Raw genomic sequence first — 15,516 nt, 5'->3', positions numbered from 1 at the left:
GGGGCCGTATGCCTTTAAAACCCTTAATGACCGGCAGCATCGAGACCGCTATTAACGCGCTGCTGTGGCGCGAAAAAGCGTTAAAGCCTGCCCGTCAGCGCCTTATCGGGAAAGTACTGCGCATTGAGCTCAAAGAATTTTCCTCGCCGCTGGTGCTGGTCTTCAGCGAGCGTCAGGTCGACGTGCTGGGCGCGTGGGAAGGCGAGGCTGATTGCACCGTCATCACCCGCCTCAGCGTGTTACCACAGCTGCGCAATCGCCAGCAGTTGACCGCGCTTATCCGCAATAACGATTTGGAAGTGCAGGGCGATCTCCAGGTGGTACAAAACCTGGTATCGCTGGCCGATCTTGCCGAGTTTGACCCGGCCGAGCTGCTTGCGCCCTATACCGGCGATATCGCCGCCGAGGGCGTCAGCAAACTGCTGCGCGGCGGGGCGAAGTGCTTACAGCACGGTCTGGCGCGTCAGCAGCGCTATGTGGCTGAAACGCTGACCGAAGAGTGGCGTCTGGCGCCGGGTGCCCTGGAAGTTGCCTGGTTTGCGGAAGAGACGGCGGCGGTCGAGCGTGAGCTTGCGGCGCTGACCAAACGGTTGGAAAAACTGGAGGGGAAATGACGCCAGGAGAATTACGGCGCCTGTACTTTATCATCCGCACCTTTTTGAGCTACGGGCTTGATGAGCTCATACCTAAAATGCGCATCACGCTGCCGCTGCGTATGGGGCGTCGGCTGCTGTTCTGGATGCCGAACCGCCACAAGGATAAGCCGCTGGGCGAGCGTCTGCGCCTGGCGCTACAGGAGCTTGGCCCGGTATGGATTAAATTCGGGCAAATGCTCTCTACCCGCCGCGACCTTTTCCCTCCTCAGATTGCCGATCAGCTCATCATGCTGCAGGACCGCGTGGCGCCGTTTGACGGAAAGCTGGCAAAACAGCAGATTGAAAGATCCATGGGCGATATTCCCGTGGAAAGCTGGTTTGACGATTTTGATATTGAGCCGCTGGCCTCTGCCTCCATTGCCCAGGTGCATACCGCGCGTTTAAAAGAAAACGGCAAAGAGGTGGTGATTAAGGTTATCCGCCCGGATATCCTGCCGGTGATTAAAGCGGACATGAAGCTGATTTACCGCCTGGCGCGCTGGGTTCCCCGCCTGCTGCCGGACGGCCGTCGCCTGCGCCCGTTAGAAGTGGTGCGCGACTATGAAAAAACGCTGATCGACGAGCTGAACCTGCTGCGTGAAGCGGCAAACGCCATCCAGCTAAGGCGTAACTTTGAAAATAGCCCGATGCTGTACGTGCCGGAAGTGTATTCAGATTATTGTCGTGTCGACATGCTGGTGATGGAGCGTATCTACGGCATCCCGGTGTCGGATATCGAAACGCTTGAGAAGCAGAATACCAACATGAAGCTGCTTGCCGAGCGCGGCGTGCAGGTGTTTTTCACCCAGGTATTCCGCGACAGCTTCTTCCATGCCGACATGCATCCAGGCAATATTTTTGTCAGCTATGAACATCCGGAAGACCCGCAGTATATTGGCATCGATTGCGGCATCGTTGGTTCATTGAATAAAGACGATAAACGCTATCTGGCTGAAAACTTTATCGCTTTCTTTAATCGCGACTACCGTAAAGTGGCCGAGCTGCACGTTGATTCCGGCTGGGTACCGCCGGACACGAACGTTGAGGAGTTCGAGTTTGCCATTCGTACCGTCTGCGAACCCATCTTTGAAAAGCCGCTGGCAGAAATCTCTTTTGGTCACGTGTTGCTGAACCTGTTTAACACCGCGCGGCGCTTCAACATGGAAGTACAGCCACAGCTTGTGTTACTGCAAAAGACATTACTTTACGTAGAAGGGGTAGGACGTCAGCTCTATCCTCAGTTAGATTTATGGAAGACGGCAAAACCATTCCTTGAGTCGTGGATCAAAGATCAGGTCGGTATTCCGGCACTGTTCCGCGCGCTAAAGGATAAAGCGCCGTTCTGGATCGAAAAAATGCCGGAGCTGCCTGAACTGGTGTACGACAGCCTGCGTCAGAGCAAGCAGGTACAGGTGAGCCTGGAGAAGCTTTCTCAGGAAATGGCGACGCACCGTACCCGTCAGGGGCAGTCGCGCTATCTCTTTGGTATAGGCGCAGTTTTACTCCTGAGCGGTACAGTATTACTGATTCAACGCCCGGAATGGGGGCTGACACCCGCGTGGCTTATGGCTGGAGGGCTGGTGGTATGGCTCGCAGGGTGGCGGAAGACGCGCTGAATTATGCGTCGCTAACAGGGCGCTGCATAACGTATAATGCGCGCTGATTATTTCATCATCTATCAGAGGAACTTGTATGGGTGGTATTAGTATTTGGCAGTTGCTGATTATCGTCGTTATCGTGGTTCTGCTTTTCGGGACTAAAAAGCTGAGCTCGCTGGGATCTGACTTAGGTGCGTCCATCAAAGGCTTTAAGAAAGCGATGAGTGATGAAGACGATAGCAAGCCTAAAGCAGACCAGGATGCAGATTTCACTGCAAAATCAATTACTGATAAGCAGGAAAGTGCGAAGAAAGACGAAGCGAAACGCCACGACAACGAGCAGGTGTAATGCGTGTTTGATATTGGTTTCAGTGAACTGCTGCTGGTGTTCGTGATTGGCCTGATTGTTTTAGGGCCAAAACGTTTACCGGTGGCGGTGAAAACGGTGGTGGGCTGGATTCGGGCGCTGCGCTCGCTGGCGACCACCGTGCAAAACGAACTGACGCAGGAGCTTAAACTCCAGGAGTTTCAGGACAGCCTGAAAAAAGTGGAGAAAGCGAGTCTGGATAGCCTGACGCCTGAGCTGAAGGCTTCCATGGACGAACTGCGTGAAGCGGCAGAGTCGATGAAGCGGTCTTACTCGATTAACGACCCTGAAAAGGCGAGTGACGAGGCCAATACCATTCATAACCCAGTGGCAAAGGATAAGACTGCCGAGCCTCCGCAGGCCGCTGAGTCTCAGCCGGCGTCCACTGAGGGCGCGACGGCGAAGCCTGTCGACGCACCGGCCGAGGAAGCCGAGCGGGTTAAACCGGCAGAGAAAGAGCACATTTCTGCGGCCGCTGCGCCTGAATCCACCCCCGCATCGAGTGATAAATCGTAAACATGAGCGTAGAAGATACCCAACCGCTGATCGCTCATTTGATTGAGCTGCGCAAGCGCCTGCTCAACTGCATTATTGCGGTCATCGTCATTTTTCTGGCGTTGGTTTACTTCGCCAATGATATCTATCAGCTGGTTTCCGCACCGCTGATCAAACAAATGCCGGTCGGCGCGACGATGATCGCCACCGACGTCGCATCGCCGTTCTTCACCCCGATCAAGCTGACCTTTATGGTTTCGCTGATCCTTTCTGCGCCGGTGATTTTGTACCAGGTCTGGGCGTTCGTGGCGCCAGCGTTGTACAAACATGAGCGCCGTCTGGTGGTGCCGCTGCTGATTTCCAGCACCCTGCTGTTTTACATCGGCATGGCGTTTGCGTACTTTGTGGTGTTTCCGCTGGCCTTTGGCTTCCTGACGCACACGGCGCCGGAGGGCGTGCTCGTCTCCACCGACATTAAGAGCTACCTCGACTTCGTCATGTCGCTGTTCATTGCCTTCGGCGTGTCGTTTGAGGTGCCGGTCGCTATCGTACTGCTCTGCTGGGTTGGCGTGACCACGCCGGATGACCTGCGTAAGAAGCGCCCGTACGTGCTGGTCGGCGCGTTCGTGGTCGGTATGCTGTTGACGCCGCCGGACGTATTCTCGCAGACGCTGCTGGCTATCCCGATGTACTGCCTGTTTGAAGTGGGCGTGTTCTTCTCCCGCTTCTACGCCGGGAAGCGGCTCACGCGTGATGAAGACGCGGAAGCGGAACACACTGAAGAATAATCACCAACCGCCCGCCAGGGCGGTTGTCGTATGGGAGCCATGATGTTTGATATCGGGGTCAATCTGACCAGTTCACAGTTCGCCCGCGATCGCGATGAGGTCGTCGCCCGAGCGCTCGCCGCCGGCGTGCATGGCATGCTGCTGACCGGCACCAACCGTCACGAGAGCGAAGAGGCGCAGCGGCTGGCAGAACGCTTTACGGGCTGTTGGTCAACCGCAGGCGTGCATCCGCATGATAGCAGCAGCTGGTCGCCGGCGGTGGCAGAGGTTATTTATGCGCTGCTGAACAAGCCTCAAGTCGTGGCGGTGGGGGAGTGTGGTCTGGACTTTAACCGCAACTTCTCAACGCCCGCGGAGCAGGAAGTCGCCTTTAGCGCCCAGCTAGCGATAGCCGCCGAACTGGGAATGCCAGTTTTTCTGCACTGTCGTGACGCCCATGAACGTTTTCTGACGCTGCTGGAACCGTGGCTCGACCATCTGCCGGGTGCGGTGCTGCACTGCTTCACCGGCACGCGCGAGGAAGCACAGGCCTGCCTGGATCGCGGGCTGCTGATCGGTATTACCGGTTGGGTTTGCGACGAGCGCCGCGGGCTGGCGCTGCGCGAGCTGTTGCCGATGATTCCGGCCGATCGCCTGCTGCTGGAGACCGATGCGCCGTACCTGCTGCCGCGTGACATGGCACCGAAACCGGCTTCACGCCGTAACGAGCCTGCGTTTGTCACCCATATTCTGGCGCGCGTGGCCGAGTGGCGTGCAGAAGAGGCACAATGGCTGGAAGCCGTCACGGACAACAACGCCAGAAGGCTGTTTAATATCGATTTTTAGTTCAGGCTTTACGGAAGTCGGTATTTTTGACGCTTTGCTTAACCTGTTTATTCAGCAGGTTCAGCAACAGCATTGAGCGTGCTTCGCCGTCGGGCTCGGCAAAAATAGCCTTCAGCCCTTCGAACGCGCCTTCGGTAATCACCACGCAATCGCCGGGATAAGGCGTTTCCGGGTCAGTGATATCTTCAGGCTGGTAGATAGAAAGCTGATGGATCACCGATGATGGTACCGTGGCCGGGCGCGCGCCAAAACGGACAAAATGGCTAACGCCGCGGGTGGCGTTAATCGTGGTGGTGTGGATGACTTCCGGGTCAAACTCCACGAACAGATAGTTCGGGAACAGCGGCTCACTGACTGACGTGCGCTTACCGCGCACCATTTTTTCCAGGGTGATCATCGGCGTCAGGCAGTTGACCGCCTGTCTCTCAAGATGTTCCTGGGCACGCTGAAGTTGCCCGCGTTTGCAGTACAGTAAATACCAGGCTTGCATAATCACTCTTTCCACTTGTTAGCGCGGAAGCATAACAAAAGTGCAGCCAGATCGCGATGTTGATTGTTACAGCTTTAATTCACGCTAATTTAACAAAAATACAGCATCAAAGGACCATTCGCCGTATACTAGGGCGCTTACCAGGAGGCCAATAATTACCCCATGAAATACCATGACCTACGCGACTTTCTGACGTTACTCGAACAGCAGGGCGAACTAAAACGTATTAGCCTCCCGGTTGATCCCCATCTGGAAATGACCGAAATTGCTGACCGCACGCTGCGTGCCGGTGGGCCTGCGCTCCTGTTTGAGAATCCCAAAGGTTATGACATGCCGGTGCTTTGCAACCTGTTCGGCACGCCGCGTCGCGTGGCGATGGGGATGGGGCAGGAAGATGTCAGCGCGCTGCGTGAAGTGGGTAAGCTATTAGCCTTTCTGAAAGAGCCGGAGCCGCCTAAGGGCTTCCGCGATCTGTTTGACAAGCTGCCGCAGTTCAAGCAGGTGCTGAATATGCCAACCAAACGCCTGCGGGGCGCACCTTGTCAGCAAAAAATTATGACCGGCGACGATGTCGATCTCTCGCGCATACCGGTGATGACCTGCTGGCCGGAAGATGCGGCACCGCTGATTACCTGGGGGCTGACGGTTACCCGCGGCCCGCACAAAGAACGGCAGAATCTGGGCATTTATCGCCAGCAGGTGATTGGCAAAAACAAACTGATTATGCGCTGGCTGTCGCATCGCGGCGGCGCGTTAGATTTCCAGGAGTGGTGTGCTGCGCACCCCGGTGAACGTTATCCGGTGTCAGTAGCGTTGGGAGCCGATCCGGCCACGATTCTGGGGGCTGTGACCCCGGTGCCGGATACGCTTTCTGAATATGCGTTTGCCGGGCTGCTGCGCGGCACAAAAACCGAAGTTGTGAAGTGTGTGTCTAACGATCTGGAAGTGCCGGCCAGCGCCGAAATTGTGCTGGAAGGCTACATTGAACCGGGCGAGATGGCACCAGAAGGCCCGTATGGTGATCATACTGGCTACTATAACGAGGTGGATAACTTCCCGGTCTTTACCGTCACCCATATTACTCAGCGCGAAGACGCTATCTACCACTCCACGTATACTGGACGCCCACCGGATGAGCCAGCGGTGCTGGGCGTAGCGCTGAACGAAGTTTTCGTTCCGATTCTGCAAAAACAGTTCCCGGAGATTGTCGATTTCTACCTGCCGCCGGAAGGGTGTTCTTATCGCCTTGCCGTTGTCACCATGAAAAAACAGTATGCGGGGCACGCAAAACGCGTAATGATGGGCGTATGGTCGTTTTTACGCCAGTTTATGTACACAAAATTCGTGATTGTCTGCGATGATGACGTTAACGCACGCGACTGGAACGATGTGATATGGGCGATCACTACCCGCATGGATCCCGCGCGGGATACGGTGCTGGTAGAGAACACGCCGATCGATTATCTGGACTTCGCCTCGCCGGTTTCCGGCCTGGGGTCGAAAATGGGGCTGGACGCCACCAACAAATGGCCTGGGGAAACCCAGCGCGAATGGGGCCGTCCAATCAAGAAAGATCCCGCCGTTACGGCGCGTATTGATGAGATCTGGGACGAGCTGGCCATTTTTCCCGACAATAAATGATAACCCACCCCGGAAGGCTTATGCCGTGGCCCTCGTGGCGACAGCATGAGTGAGGATGGGGAAGAAGACCCGACAGAGGGAGCGCATGACAACCTTAAGCTGTAAAGTGACCTCGGTGGATGCCATTACTGATACGGTATACCGCGTTCGTTTAGTACCCGAAGCTGCCTTCTCATTTCGTGCCGGGCAGTATCTGATGGTGGTGATGGATGAGCGCGACAAGCGTCCGTTCTCTATGGCCTCTACGCCGGATGAACAGGCGTTTATCGAGCTGCACATCGGCGCTTCTGAGCTGAACCTGTACGCCATGGCCGTTATGGACCGCATTCTGAAAGACCGCGAAGTGGTGGTGGATATTCCGCACGGCGAAGCCTGGCTGCGTGAGGAAGACGATCGCCCGCTGGTGCTGATTGCCGGCGGTACCGGCTTCTCCTACGTGCGTTCTATTCTGCTGACCGCGCTGGCGCGTAATCCGAATCGCGACGTCGCTATCTATTGGGGTGGCCGTGAAGAGAAGCATCTCTACGACCTGTCCGAGCTGGAGGCGCTGTCGGTTAATCATCCGAACCTGCGCGTGGTGCCGGTGGTGGAGCAGCCGGAAGAGGAGTGGCGCGGGCGTTCAGGCACCGTGCTCACGGCGGTGCTTCAGGATTATGGCACGCTGGCCGAACACGATATCTATATTGCCGGGCGTTTTGAAATGGCGAAAATCGCCCGTGACCTGTTCTGCAACGAGCGTCAGGCGCGTGAAGATCGTCTGTTTGGCGATGCGTTTGCCTTTATCTGATAGGCAATAAAAAACCCGCCCCTGACAGGCGGGAAGAACGGCAACTAAACTGTGTTGTTGGTTATTGTCGGCCGGGCAAGCGAAGCGCCCCCGGCAAAGACGCCGGATGGTGACGCGGGCGCGTTCTATCCGGCCTACAGTATGGTTCGCCCCGGCCTTGTTCGCCGGGGCGTTCTTTTATACGCGCTCGATAACCGTCGCGATCCCCTGACCTAAGCCAATGCACATCGTCGCCAGACCAAACTGCACGTCTTTGCGCTCCATCAGATTAAGCAGCGTGGTGCTGATACGCGTACCGGAACAGCCTAACGGGTGACCCAGTGCGATCGCGCCGCCGTTGAGGTTGATCTTCTCGTCGATCTGCTCCATCAGCCCCAGATCCTTAATACACGGTAGGATCTGCGCGGCAAACGCTTCGTTCATCTCAAACAAACCGATATCGCTGGTGCTCAGGCCCGCTTTTTTCAGCGCCAGCTTCGACGCCGGAACCGGACCATAGCCCATGATCGACGGGTCGCAGCCAACGACCGCCATTGAGCGAATACGCGCACGCGGCGTTAACCCCAGTTCGCGGGCGCGGCTTTCGCTCATCACCAGCATGGCGGATGCGCCGTCGGAGAGTGCGGATGACGAACCCGCGGTGACCGTGCCGGTGACCGGGTCAAATGCCGGTTTCAGCGTCGCGAGCGCTTCAACGGTCGTTTCCGGACGGATCACTTCATCGTAGTTAAACTGCTTCAGCACGCCGTCTGCGTCGTGACCGCCGGTGGGAATGATTTCATTCTTAAAGGCGCCGGACTGTGTGGCGGCCCAGGCGCGCGCGTGGGAGCGTGCGGCGAAGGCATCCTGCATTTCGCGGCTGATGCCGTGCATGCGTGAGAGCATCTCAGCGGTCAGGCCCATCATCCCCGCCGCTTTCGCCACGTTGCGGCTCATGCCCGGATGGAAATCAACGCCGTGGCTCATCGGCACGTGGCCCATATGTTCTACGCCGCCCACCAGGCAGACCTGCGCATCGCCGGTCATAATCATGCGCGCAGCGTCGTGCAGCGCCTGCATCGAAGAACCACACAGACGGTTCACGGTGACAGCCGGAACCGAATGCGGGATTTCTGCCAGCAGCGACGCGTTGCGGGCAATGTTGAAGCCCTGCTCCAGCGTCTGCTGTACGCAGCCCCAGTAAATGTCGTCGAGAGCCGCCGCTTCCAGCGCCGGGTTGCGCGCCAGCAGGCTGCGCATCAGATGCGCGGAGAGATCCTCGGCGCGCACGTTGCGGAATGCGCCCCCTTTGGAACGGCCCATCGGGGTACGAATTGCATCAACAATAACAACCTGTTCCATCGTGACTCCTTAAGCCGTTTTCAGCTCACCAGCCGGGCGGGCTGGCTCAACCGGGGGATAATACGCTTCGTTATGGCGCGCTTTATCGCGCAAGCCTGCCGGAACTTCATACAGCGGCCCAAGATGCTGATACTGCTGCGCCATATCGAGATACTTCGCGCTGCCGAGCGTATCCAGCCAGCGGAACGCACCGCCGTGGAACGGAGGGAAGCCCAGGCCATAGACCAGCGCCATATCCGCTTCTGCCGGACTGGCGATAATGCCTTCTTCCAGACAACGCACCACTTCGTTGACCATCGGGATCATCATACGGGCGATAATCTCTTCATCGCTGAAGTCGCGCTTCGGCTGGCTGACATCGGCCAGCAGGCTGTCTAATGCGGCATCTTCCTCTTTCTTCGGTTTACCCTTGCTGTCGGCTTTATAGCGCCAGAAACCAAGACCGTTTTTCTGACCAAAACGGCTGGCTTCAAACAGCGCATCGATAGCGTCACGGTAATCTTTCTGCATCCGCTGCGGGAAACCGGCGGCCATTACCGCTTGTGCATGGTGCGCGGTATCAATCCCGACCACATCGAGCAGATAGGCCGGCCCCATTGGCCAGCCGAACTGTTTCTCCATGACCTTATCCACTTTGCGGAAGTCGGCGCCATCGCGCAGCAGCTGGCTGAAGCCGGCAAAGTACGGGAACAGTACGCGGTTGACGAAGAACCCCGGGCAGTCGTTAACCACGATCGGCGTTTTGCCCATTTTGCTGGCCCAGGCGACTACTTTCGCAATGGTGCTGTCGGCGGTTTTCTTGCCGCGAATGATCTCGACCAGCGGCATACGGTGCACCGGGTTAAAGAAGTGCATACCGCAGAAGTTTTCCGGGCGCTCCAGCGCGTCGGCCAGCTCGCTGATAGGAATGGTCGAGGTGTTCGATGCCAGCACGGTGTCCGGGCGCACCTTCTGCTCGGTTTCCGCGAGCACCGCTTTTTTTACCTTCGGGTTTTCCACCACGGCTTCGACAACGACATCAACGCGATCGAAACCGGCGTAGTCCAGCGTGGGCTGAATAGTGGCGATGACGCCAGCCAGCTTCAGGCCGTCAATTTTGCCGCGTTCGAGCTGTTTGTTGAGCAGCTTGCTGGCTTCTGTCATGCCGAGAGTCAGCGATTTTTCGCTGATATCCTTCATGATCACCGGCACACCCTTCCAGGCGGACTGGTAAGCGATCCCGCCACCCATGATGCCTGCGCCAATCACGGCGGCATGTTTCGGCGGTTCGGTGTTTTTGGTCAGTTTCTTCGCCTGACCTTTGACGAATTGGTCGTTGAGGAAAATACCGACCAGCGCACGGGCTTCATTAGAATGGGCCAGTGGAACAAAACTTTTGTTTTCAAGATTCAGCGCTTCTTCGCGGCCAAAGCGTGCTGCCGCTTCAATGGTTTTCACCGCGGTGATTGGCGCCGGATAGTGTTTACCCGCCGTTTGCATCACCATGCCCTTGGCGATGGTAAAGCTCATGGTGGCTTCAATCTTGCTGAGCTTTAGCGGCTCAAGCTTCGGCTGACGCTTCGCTTTCCAGTCCAGGTCGCCGTTGATAGCCTGATGCAGTACTGCCAGCGCGCCATCGAACAGTTTTTCGGGTTTAACGACGCCGTCAACCAGGCCAATTTTCAGCGCCTGTTCTGCGCTGACGTCTTTACCGGCGGCAATGATTTCCAGCGCGCTATCGGCGCCCAGCAGACGCGGCAGACGAACGGAGCCGCCGAAGCCAGGCATAATACCGAGCTTGGTTTCCGGCAGACCGATGCGCAGATCCGGGGTCGCCAGGCGATAGTCGGTGGCCAGCACGCATTCGCAGCCGCCGCCCAGCGCATAGCCGTTGACGGCGGAAATCGTCGGTACCGGCAGGTCTTCCAGACGGTTAAATACGCTGTTCGCGAAATGCAGCCACTGGCTGAACTGTTCTTCAGGCACCAGGAACAGCGAAAGGAATTCGGTGATATCCGCGCCGACAATAAAGGCCGCCTTCTCGGAGCGCAGCAGCAGCCCCTTCAGCTCTTTTTGTTTTTCGAGGACGTCGAGCGCCTTGCCGAGGCTGGCTACGGTTGCGGTATCGAGTTTGTTCACTGAGCCAGGGGCATCGAACACCAGTTCGGCAATGCCATCTTCTAGCCAGTTGAGGTACAGGGTGTCGCCTTTGTAGAGCATGTCAGTCTCCTGAATCCAGCAATATGATCTGGTCATACCAGATAAACTCGAGTGTGTATTTTGTGTTAAATAAATGCAAATAAGACTTTAAATATTTGCTGGTCGGATCACGTCCGGGGGAAATCACGCAGGGTGGGTGAGGTGTGCTACTATGCGGAGACTAAAGGGCAATAAATTCAGAAGGGTAAATAATGGAATCACTGGCCGCACTCTATAAAAATCATATTGTTACCTTACAAGAGTGGGCGCGTAACGCACTTGAGCGTTTTAAGCTTGATGCGCTGCTTATCCACTCTGGCGAGCTGATGAATGTTTTTCTGGATGACCACCCGTACCCGTTCAAAGTCAACCCGCAGTTCAAAGCATGGGTACCGGTGACCCAGGTGCCAAACTGCTGGCTGCTGGTGGATGGGGTGAATAAACCCAAGCTGTGGTTTTACCTGCCGGTAGACTACTGGCACAACGTAGAGCCGCTGCCAACGTCGTTCTGGACGGAAGACGTTGAGGTGATCGCGCTGCCGAAAGCGGATGGCATTGGTAGCCAGCTGCCGGCGGCCCGCGGCAATATTGGCTATATCGGTCCGGTTCCGGAGCGTGCGCTGGGGCTCGGCATTGCGGCAAACAACATCAACCCGAAAGGGGTGATTGATTACCTGCACTACTATCGCGCCTATAAAACCGATTACGAGCTGGCGTGCATGCGTGAAGCGCAGAAGATGGCGGTTAACGGCCACCGTGCGGCGGAAGAGGCATTCCGTTCAGGCATGAGCGAGTTTGATATCAATCTGGCGTATCTGACGGCGACGGGCCATCGCGATACCGATGTTCCATACAGCAACATTGTGGCGCTGAATGAACATGCTTCCGTACTGCACTACACCAAGCTGGATCACCGCGTGCCGTCAGAAATACGCAGCTTCCTGCTGGATGCGGGGGCGGAGTACAACGGTTATGCGGCCGACCTGACCCGCACCTGGTCGGCACACAGCGATAACGACTATGCGCATCTGGTAAAAGATGTGAATGCCGAGCAGCTGGCGCTGATTGCGACCATGAAGGTCGGCACCAGCTATGTTGATTATCACATTCAGTTCCATCAGCGGATTGCCAAACTGCTGCGTAAGCACCAGATCGTCACTGATATGAGCGAAGAAGCGATGGTTGAGAACGATCTGACCGGGCCGTTTATGCCGCACGGTATTGGTCACCCTCTGGGCCTGCAGGTGCACGACGTCGCCGGCTTTATGCAGGATGATAGCGGGACGCATCTGGCTGCACCGTCTAAATACCCGTACCTGCGCTGTACTCGCGTACTGCAGCCGGGCATGGTCTTGACCATCGAGCCGGGCTTCTACTTTATTGAGTCCCTGCTGGCGCCGTGGCGCGAAGGCCAGTACAGCAAACATTTCAACTGGAAGAAAATTGAAGCGTTGAAGCCGTTCGGCGGTATTCGTATTGAAGATAACGTGGTGATCCACGAGAACAATATCGAAAACATGACGCGCGATCTGAAACTGGCGTAATGGAAAGCTGGCGAATACCGGCCGAGCCGGTCACCTTCGTTGAAGAGATCAAAAAGAGTCGTTTTATCACGCTGTTGGCACATACCGACGGCGTGGAAGCGGCCAAAGCATTTGTTGAGTCGATTCGCGCCGAGCACCCTGATGCCCGCCACCACTGCGTGGCGTGGGTCGCGGGCAGGCCGGACGATTCGCAGCAGCTAGGTTTCTCTGATGATGGTGAACCCGCTGGCACGGCCGGTAAGCCGATGCTGGCGCAGCTGATGGGCAGCGGCGTTGGCGAAATTACCGCCGTGGTGGTGCGCTACTACGGCGGTATCCTTTTAGGCACCGGAGGGTTGGTGAAGGCCTACGGTGGCGGAGTTCAGCAGGCGCTTAATCTACTGACTACGCAGATCAAAACGCCGCTAACCGAATATACTCTGTTATGCGAATACGGGCAGTTGGCGGGCGTTGAGGCGCTGGTTGGGCAGTATGCCGGCCAGATCGTGGACAGCGACTATCAGGCGTCCGTTATGCTCCGTGTGGCGCTTCCGCAGGCAAAAGTGCCTGATTTTTCCGCAAAGCTGGCGGATTTTAGTCGTGGTTCATTGCATTTGTTAGCGATTGACGAATAATCCCCCTCCTGACTTTTTAGATTATCAAAGGACGCGCCGGAAATGCATTTTCGTGCCATTACTCGAATTGTTGGACTTCTGGTCATCTTATTCTCGGGGACGATGATCCTGCCGGGTTTAGTGGCTCTGATTTACCGCGATGGCGCCGGGCGCGCATTTACCCAGACATTCTTCGTGGCGCTAGCGATTGGTTCGCTGCTGTGGTGGCCGAACCGCCGGGAGAAGGGCGAACTGAAATCGCGTGAAGGATTTCTGATTGTTGTCCTGTTCTGGACCGTGCTGGGCAGCGTGGGTGCGCTGCCGTTTATCTTCTCTGAACAGCCTAACCTCACGGTAACCGATGCGTTCTTTGAATCGTTCTCGGGGTTAACCACGACCGGTGCGACCACGCTGGTGGGGCTGGACTCATTGCCTCACGCGATACTCTTCTACCGGCAGATGCTGCAGTGGTTTGGTGGGATGGGGATCATTGTGCTGGCGGTGGCGATTCTCCCTATCCTCGGCGTCGGTGGGATGCAGCTGTATCGGGCGGAAATGCCCGGGCCGCTGAAAGATAATAAAATGCGCCCGCGTATTGCCGAAACGGCGAAAACCCTATGGCTTATTTATGTGCTGCTCACCGTTGCCTGCGCGCTGGCCCTCTGGTTCGCCGGAATGCCGGCGTTTGACGCCATCGGCCATAGCTTTGCTACCATCGCCATCGGCGGCTTCTCTACCCATGATGCGAGCGTGGGCTTCTTTAATAGTCCAACCATCAATACCATTATTGCGGTCTTCCTGCTGATCTCCGGCTGTAACTACGGCCTGCACTTCTCTTTATTAAGCGGACGTAGCCTGAAGGTGTACTGGCGCGATCCGGAGTTCCGCATGTTTATCGGTGTGCAACTGACGCTGGTGGTGATCTGTACGCTGGTGCTGTGGTTCCACAATATTTATGCATCGGCGGTGACCACGCTTAACCAGGCGTTCTTTCAGGTGGTATCAATGGCGACGACCGCTGGGTTCACCACCGACAGTATTGCGCGCTGGCCGTTATTCCTGCCGGTACTGCTGCTGTGTTCCGCCTTTATTGGCGGCTGCGCCGGTTCCACCGGTGGTGGCCTGAAGGTCATTCGTATTCTGCTGCTGTTCAAACAGGGGAACCGTGAGCTGAAGCGTCTGGTCCACCCGAACGCGGTGTATAGCATCAAGCTCGGCAACCGTGCGCTGCCGGAACGTATTCTTGAAGCGGTATGGGGATTCTTCTCTGCCTATGCGCTGGTGTTTATTGTCAGCATGCTGGCGATTATCGCCACCGGCGTGGATGACTTCTCGGCGTTTGCCTCGGTTGTGGCGACGCTGAACAACCTCGGGCCAGGGCTGGGCGTGGTAGCGGATAACTTTGCCAGCATGAACCCGGTGGCGAAGTGGATCCTGATCGCGAACATGCTGTTTGGTCGTCTGGAGGTCTTCACCTTACTGGTGCTCTTTACCCCGACATTCTGGCGCGAATAACAGGAGTTAGCGTTGAAAACATTAATGCTCTTTTCTACCCGTGATGGGCAGACGCGCGAAATTGCCGCCCATCTTTGCTCGCAGCTGAGCGAGCTTGATGTCGAGACGGCGATGGTGGACTTACACCGTACGGATAGCGTGGACTGGGCGCAGTATGACCGGGTGATTATCGGCGCTTCCATTCGCTATGGGCATTTTCATCCCGCGCTTGACCGTTTTGTGAAAAAGCATGCGGCCGCGCTGCAGGCGATCCCTGGCGCTTTCTTTGCGGTAAACCTGGTTGCGCGTAAGCCAGAGAAGCGTTCGCCGCAGACCAATAGCTACACGCGTAAGTTCCTGCTGCGTTCTCCATGGCAGCCGGATGCCTGTGCGGTATTTGCGGGCGCCTTACGTTATCCGCGCTACGGCTGGTTCGACCGCTTTATGATCCGTCTGATAATGAAGATGACCGGCGGGGAAACGGATACACGCAAAGAAGTGGTATATACCGACTGGGAGCAGGTGTCCGCGTTTGCTAAGGAAATCGCGCAACTTTCGCGCAAATAGGGCGCTAATTCGGCTGATTGCCTGGAAAGTGAGCGAACAAAAAGTTTTTTAATATTTATGCTTGCGGGTTCTCATTTTCTCCCTATAATGCGGCCCCACTGAGACGGAACAACGGCAAACAAGCCGCCGGGTCAGCGAGGTTCTCCTGAGAATCTCGGCAGAGAAAAGCGAAA

The 15,516-nt window shown here is 56.5% G+C and carries 15 protein-coding genes; 12 read left to right on the top strand and 3 right to left on the bottom strand.

The genetic code is table 11. The features are described 5' to 3' along the window. Positions 1–8: 8 nt before the first annotated feature. From ubiJ to tatD, 6 genes are all read left to right on the top strand, one after another. Positions 9–614, top strand: coding sequence for a ubiquinone biosynthesis protein UbiJ (ubiJ, locus tag V6942_RS21185; protein WP_106929896.1), 606 nt, complete (start codon positions 9–11; stop codon positions 612–614). Continuing rightward, positions 611–2,251, top strand: coding sequence for a ubiquinone biosynthesis regulatory protein kinase UbiB (gene ubiB, locus V6942_RS21180; protein ID WP_106929898.1), 1,641 nt, complete (start codon positions 611–613; stop codon positions 2,249–2,251). Before ubiJ ends, ubiB begins: the two co-directional genes overlap by 4 nt. A 76-nt stretch (positions 2,252–2,327) precedes the next feature. After that, a complete protein-coding gene (gene tatA, locus V6942_RS21175) occupies positions 2,328–2,582 on the top strand; it encodes a Sec-independent protein translocase subunit TatA (RefSeq protein WP_106929900.1) in 255 nt (84 codons plus the stop codon). Between the two features lie 3 nt (positions 2,583–2,585). Next, positions 2,586–3,116: a Sec-independent protein translocase protein TatB gene (gene tatB / locus V6942_RS21170; protein WP_182929681.1), complete on the top strand. Its 531-nt coding sequence runs from the start codon at positions 2,586–2,588 to the stop codon at positions 3,114–3,116. A 2-nt stretch (positions 3,117–3,118) separates the two neighbouring features. Continuing rightward, complete coding sequence (tatC, locus tag V6942_RS21165; protein ID WP_106929904.1) at positions 3,119–3,883, top strand: Sec-independent protein translocase subunit TatC; 765 nt, start codon at positions 3,119–3,121, stop codon at positions 3,881–3,883. A 30-nt stretch (positions 3,884–3,913) separates the two neighbouring features. Beyond that, positions 3,914–4,708 (top strand): 3'-5' ssDNA/RNA exonuclease TatD, encoded by a 795-nt coding sequence (gene tatD / locus V6942_RS21160; RefSeq protein ID WP_333501773.1) that lies wholly within the window; start codon positions 3,914–3,916, stop codon positions 4,706–4,708. Position 4,709: 1 nt separating this feature from the next. Here tatD and rfaH read toward each other — a convergent pair whose 3' ends face one another. After that, the gene (gene rfaH / locus V6942_RS21155) at positions 4,710–5,198 is read right to left on the bottom strand and encodes a transcription/translation regulatory transformer protein RfaH (RefSeq protein ID WP_106929908.1); all 489 of its coding nucleotides are present in this window, start codon (positions 5,196–5,198) and stop codon (positions 4,710–4,712) included. Between the two features lie 162 nt (positions 5,199–5,360). Here rfaH and ubiD point away from each other — a divergent pair, with 162 nt between their 5' ends. Together ubiD and fre are read left to right on the top strand one after the other, a co-directional pair. Then, entirely contained in the window at positions 5,361–6,839 is a 1,479-nt protein-coding gene (gene ubiD / locus V6942_RS21150; RefSeq protein ID WP_106929910.1) for a 4-hydroxy-3-polyprenylbenzoate decarboxylase, read from the top strand. Between the two features lie 85 nt (positions 6,840–6,924). Continuing rightward, positions 6,925–7,626: an NAD(P)H-flavin reductase gene (gene fre, locus V6942_RS21145; protein ID WP_182929679.1), complete on the top strand. Its 702-nt coding sequence runs from the start codon at positions 6,925–6,927 to the stop codon at positions 7,624–7,626. A 177-nt stretch (positions 7,627–7,803) separates the two neighbouring features. On the opposite strand, the gene fadA is transcribed toward fre, so the two are convergent. Continuing rightward, a complete protein-coding gene (gene fadA, locus V6942_RS21140; protein WP_182929678.1) occupies positions 7,804–8,967 on the bottom strand; it encodes an acetyl-CoA C-acyltransferase FadA in 1,164 nt (387 codons plus the stop codon). Positions 8,968–8,976: 9 nt separating this feature from the next. After that, the gene (gene fadB, locus V6942_RS21135; protein WP_333501772.1) at positions 8,977–11,166 is read right to left on the bottom strand and encodes a fatty acid oxidation complex subunit alpha FadB; all 2,190 of its coding nucleotides are present in this window, start codon (positions 11,164–11,166) and stop codon (positions 8,977–8,979) included. 191 nt (positions 11,167–11,357) lie between these two features. On the opposite strand from fadB, the gene pepQ reads away from it, so the two are divergent. The 4 genes from pepQ to hemG are packed head-to-tail and all read left to right on the top strand — an operon-like array spanning position 11,358 to position 15,343. After that, positions 11,358–12,689: a Xaa-Pro dipeptidase gene (pepQ, locus tag V6942_RS21130; protein ID WP_333501771.1), complete on the top strand. Its 1,332-nt coding sequence runs from the start codon at positions 11,358–11,360 to the stop codon at positions 12,687–12,689. Then, positions 12,689–13,303, top strand: a complete 615-nt coding sequence (locus tag V6942_RS21125; protein ID WP_182929675.1) for an IMPACT family protein — start codon at positions 12,689–12,691, stop codon at positions 13,301–13,303. The genes pepQ and V6942_RS21125 overlap by 1 nt, the downstream gene beginning before the upstream one ends. Positions 13,304–13,345: 42 nt before the next feature. After that, positions 13,346–14,797, top strand: a complete 1,452-nt coding sequence (gene trkH, locus V6942_RS21120; RefSeq protein ID WP_106929924.1) for a Trk system potassium transporter TrkH — start codon at positions 13,346–13,348, stop codon at positions 14,795–14,797. A gap of 12 nt (positions 14,798–14,809) precedes the next feature. Further along, the gene (gene hemG, locus V6942_RS21115) at positions 14,810–15,343 is read left to right on the top strand and encodes a menaquinone-dependent protoporphyrinogen IX dehydrogenase (protein WP_106929926.1); all 534 of its coding nucleotides are present in this window, start codon (positions 14,810–14,812) and stop codon (positions 15,341–15,343) included. Positions 15,344–15,516: the final 173 nt, after the last annotated feature.

Origin of the sequence: Kluyvera genomosp. 2 (genome assembly GCF_036759865.1) — a bacterium.
GTDB classification, from domain to species: Bacteria; Pseudomonadota; Gammaproteobacteria; order Enterobacterales; family Enterobacteriaceae; genus Kluyvera; species Kluyvera ascorbata_B.
The sequence above is the reverse complement of the archived record's forward strand: the minus strand, read 5'-3'. Positions and strand labels throughout refer to the sequence as shown.

What these genes read in the sequence shown, in the direction of transcription:
- trkH (WP_106929924.1), top strand. Translation starts at nt 13,346, where the DNA reads ATGCATTTTCGTGCCATTACTCGAATTGTTGGACTTCTGGTCATCTTA.
- ubiJ (WP_106929896.1), top strand. Translation starts at nt 9, where the DNA reads ATGCCTTTAAAACCCTTAATGACCGGCAGCATCGAGACCGCTATTAAC.
- tatC (WP_106929904.1), top strand. Translation starts at nt 3,119, where the DNA reads ATGAGCGTAGAAGATACCCAACCGCTGATCGCTCATTTGATTGAGCTG.
- tatD (WP_333501773.1), top strand. Translation starts at nt 3,914, where the DNA reads ATGGGAGCCATGATGTTTGATATCGGGGTCAATCTGACCAGTTCACAG.
- tatA (WP_106929900.1), top strand. Translation starts at nt 2,328, where the DNA reads ATGGGTGGTATTAGTATTTGGCAGTTGCTGATTATCGTCGTTATCGTG.
- fadB (WP_333501772.1), bottom strand. Translation starts at nt 11,166, where the DNA reads ATGCTCTACAAAGGCGACACCCTGTACCTCAACTGGCTAGAAGATGGC.
- ubiB (WP_106929898.1), top strand. Translation starts at nt 611, where the DNA reads ATGACGCCAGGAGAATTACGGCGCCTGTACTTTATCATCCGCACCTTT.
- fre (WP_182929679.1), top strand. Translation starts at nt 6,925, where the DNA reads ATGACAACCTTAAGCTGTAAAGTGACCTCGGTGGATGCCATTACTGAT.
- rfaH (WP_106929908.1), bottom strand. Translation starts at nt 5,198, where the DNA reads ATGCAAGCCTGGTATTTACTGTACTGCAAACGCGGGCAACTTCAGCGT.
- fadA (WP_182929678.1), bottom strand. Translation starts at nt 8,967, where the DNA reads ATGGAACAGGTTGTTATTGTTGATGCAATTCGTACCCCGATGGGCCGT.
- V6942_RS21125 (WP_182929675.1), top strand. Translation starts at nt 12,689, where the DNA reads ATGGAAAGCTGGCGAATACCGGCCGAGCCGGTCACCTTCGTTGAAGAG.
- ubiD (WP_106929910.1), top strand. Translation starts at nt 5,361, where the DNA reads ATGAAATACCATGACCTACGCGACTTTCTGACGTTACTCGAACAGCAG.
- pepQ (WP_333501771.1), top strand. Translation starts at nt 11,358, where the DNA reads ATGGAATCACTGGCCGCACTCTATAAAAATCATATTGTTACCTTACAA.